This window comes from Vibrio sp. 10N.222.46.A1, from assembly GCF_041473595.1.
GTDB classification, from domain to species: domain Bacteria; phylum Pseudomonadota; class Gammaproteobacteria; order Enterobacterales; family Vibrionaceae; genus Vibrio; species Vibrio tasmaniensis_A.
In genome coordinates this window covers 1-3472 of the sequence record NZ_JBFRSN010000413.1, presented here as the reverse complement: position 1 = coordinate 3472, position 3472 = coordinate 1, and the positions used below count along the sequence as shown (strand labels likewise).

Sequence of the window (3472 nt, the reverse complement as noted above, 5' to 3'; positions counted from 1 at the left end):
CATCTATTTTAGGTAACATTAGGTCAAGAAGAATAACGTCATAGTAGTTTTGTTTTGCGAGTGTAAAACCGCTTAACCCGTTGTAAGCATGATCGCATTTGATGTTTTCAAATTCGAGAAACTCTGCAACAGAAGCGGCGAGCTCCTTGTCATCTTCAACTAATAACACGTTGATAGATAAGTTAGATTTCATTTTTCTTAACCCCAGTTAAAGAAGCGGATCTTTGGGTAATTATGTTGTGAAACAGCTGCTTGATATCTTGCTGAACCATTAGCAATACGGGTACCAAAAGAAGTGTTATTACCGTTGCGAATAAGATTCCATACCCCATTGACGTAGCTGCTGGTATTAAAAACTGAGCTTGAGGAGAGGTCTCTGACAGTAAGGGCACTAAGCCAAAATACGTGGTTGCAGAAGTCAGCACAATAGCCCTTAAGCGTCCTGTTCCTGATTCAATTAACGCCTCGTACACGGTATCACCACTCATTATCTTGGTATTAAAGCGTGAGATCAGTAAGAGGCTATCATTCACGACGACCCCGGTTAATGCAAGCATTCCAAACAGAGAAAGTATACTGATGGGTATCCCTTGGATTAAGTGTCCCATCAAGGCGCCCACAATACCAAATGGAATTGTGCACATGATCAGCAGTGGCTGGAAATATGAATTGAGTGGTATTGCAAGCAATGCGTAGATGCCGATAAGAGCGATAGCAAACACGCTATACAGTGAATTTGATATTTGTTCCTGCTCTTGTTGCTGTCCAGAAAGGACAATGTTTAGGTCACGATACTTATTCTGTAACCTTTTAAACAGGTCGCTATCTAGCTTATCAATGATCTCTTCTGGAGAGGCGATAGTTTTATCAACATCAGCTGATATCACATTGACTCTGTTACGATTCATTCGTTCAATGTTTTTGGACACATATCGAGTCGATATATTGGCTACCGCATTGAGTGGTACTAACTTACCATTGCCCAAGCGAATTTGTGCGTATTTGAGATTATCCAGTGTTTGTCTTTTTGCCCGCGGATACTGAATTTTGACCTTTATTTCATGCGAACCTTCTTGAAATTGCTGCACTTCATAACCTTGATAGGCCATGTTGAGTTGTTGTAAGAGGTTCGATGTAGTAAGCCCCATGGTTAGCCCCATTTCGTTAACTTTAATATCAACTTGGGCTTGTGTATTCGCGAGGCTACTTTTTATGCCATGCACACCTTGTACATTACTGAGATGCTCAGTGAGTTCGCGAGTTGCGTTGCTGATCGTTGCTTCATTTTGACTTCTTAATTCTATGCTTATTGCTTTATCGCTGATCATATCGGCTAAGAAATTGGCGCTGTCTATGCCTTCAAGTGTTGGGACCATGGATTGCCATTCTTTAGCGATAGCACCCGCGCTGATTGGGCGTTGAGTGTTGCTCGAAAGGCCAACAATGATTTGCGAACTGTTATTGGTGGTTTCTACCAATACACTTTGGATTGGTGGTACAGACAGCGCATATTGCTTCACCAACGAATCATTCAATGATGCCGCCATTTGTTCAACTTTAAGTGTTTCACGTTGTACTAATCCGTAGCCAGTATCATCTTCGAATGCGAGCTCGATCGTGATGAAGTTAGTAGAAATCTCCGGGAAAAATACCGACTTAAGTTTGCCGGTTATTAGCGAACCACCAACTAGAATACACAGGGAAAAAAAGCCACAAATTACAGCATAACGGTAGCGTATAGCCAGTTGTAAACAGGGTTTGTAGAGATGCCAAGTGATGTATTTGAAACCACGTAGAACACGCTGTTGAATATAGTGCCATACGGCAGGAATACCCCATGCTGAAGTCGGTTCCATTTTGACTCGGGCAAGGTGAGCTGGGAGAATTAATTTGGACTCAATGAGTGAGAAAATCAGACAGAAAGTTGCAGCCATGGCAAATTGCGCAAAGATTTTACCGAGTTCCCCTTCGATTAAGCTGAGAGACATAAAAGCGACGATGGTCGTCAACACACCAAATGTGGTTGGTGTTGCAACTTTTTGCGCGCCAGCGATGGTCGACTCAACGGAAGCTCCGTGTTTCTCTCTTTGTTCGTAAATACTTTCACCAATGACGACTGCATCATCAACAACAATTCCGAGGGCCATGATGAAGCCAAAGGTGGTTAATTCATTAAGGGTGAGTCCAAAGAAAGAATCTCCCATAAGGACCATTGCGCCGGCAAACGTAACAGGTAGGCCAACGGCAACCCAGAAAGCCACACGTATGTTTAAGAGCAGAGCCAGTAAAATAACAACGAGAGCGATACCTTGAGCACTGTTCTTAAGTAGCAAAGATAAACGGTTTTTAATCGGCTCACTTTGATCATTCCATTGGGTCAGGTGGATACCGTTCGGCAGAGTCAATTGGTAAGCATCAACGATGGATTTGGTCTCTTTGGCTAGCTGGTTGATGTTTGATTGACCATACATTTTCACCTTTAATCCCACTGATGGATGGCCGTTATAACGAGTAATGATGCCGTCGTCGTCAAATCCTAATTCAATATGTGCCACGTCGGACAAGAGTATGGTTTGCCCTGTTGCTGTGCGTTTAATTGGCAGCGAAGCGAACTCTTTCGCGCTTCGGTGTTGCTGGTCCGCTTTAAGAACTAACGTCCCTTGAGAACCTTTGAGCTGGCCGGCCGTTTGGGTTAATGATTCTGCTCTAATTTGGCTGACAATTTGCTCCATCGTGAGACTGAAAGCTTGCAATTTTGCCTCGTCAATTTCAATCGAGACCTGCTGAGATTTTCGGCCAATGTAATCAACCTTTTGTATCAAAGGAGAGTTTAGGAGCTTGTGTCGTAACTCGTCTAAATAACGCTGTAATGCACCGATAGGCACGTCACCAAACAGGTTAATTGAAACTACCTCTTCAAGGTCGGCTTGACGCGTGATCACAGGTTTTTTTGCTTCGCTAGGTAAATCGCCAATAGCATCAACCACACTTTTTACATCTTGTTGCAGTTTGTCGAGTGAATAGCCACTCGACTTAGTGATGGTTACCGTTGCACCGTCACTATTTGCACTGCTGTGTATCTGTTTGATGCCTTCTACACCTAACAATGAATCTTCTATTTTTATCGCAATGCTTTCTTCAGCCGAGCGGGCTGAGCCACTTTGATATTCGACACTTACCGTAATATTGGTTGGGGGGAGTGAGGGGAAGCTTTCTACCCGTGATTGGATAACCGAAAAACCACCCGCGACTATGATCAAAACCATTAAAAGATTTGCAGCAACAGGATTGTGAACAAACCATGCGATAACGCCATGAGTTTTTAGGTTATTGTCCATCATTCACCTCTTTAAGTGATTTATCCCCAGAGGCAGGAGTCGGGAGGCTCCGATTTAATGCGAGTTTTTCCGTGTCGTCTGCGTGAGAGCTATCCGAAAGTGCTAATACTTGCATTCCCTCCACGTAGCTGGAC

Annotated in this window: 2 protein-coding genes; both read right to left on the bottom strand. The window is 43.5% G+C overall.

Translation table 11 applies throughout. The features are described from left to right. Positions 1-193: response regulator (locus tag AB4496_RS12955; protein WP_372131101.1), on the bottom strand; the 193-nt coding region annotated here is incomplete at its 3' end. Next, complete coding sequence (locus AB4496_RS12950) at positions 183-3338, bottom strand: efflux RND transporter permease subunit (protein ID WP_102258337.1); 3156 nt, start codon at positions 3336-3338, stop codon at positions 183-185. The genes AB4496_RS12950 and AB4496_RS12955, both read right to left, overlap by 11 nt. Positions 3339-3472 lie beyond the last annotated feature (134 nt).

Excerpts from the sequence above, each read along its gene's own strand:
- AB4496_RS12950 (WP_102258337.1), bottom strand. The coding sequence starts at position 3,338 with ATGGACAATAACCTAAAAACTCATGGCGTTATCGCATGGTTTGTTCAC.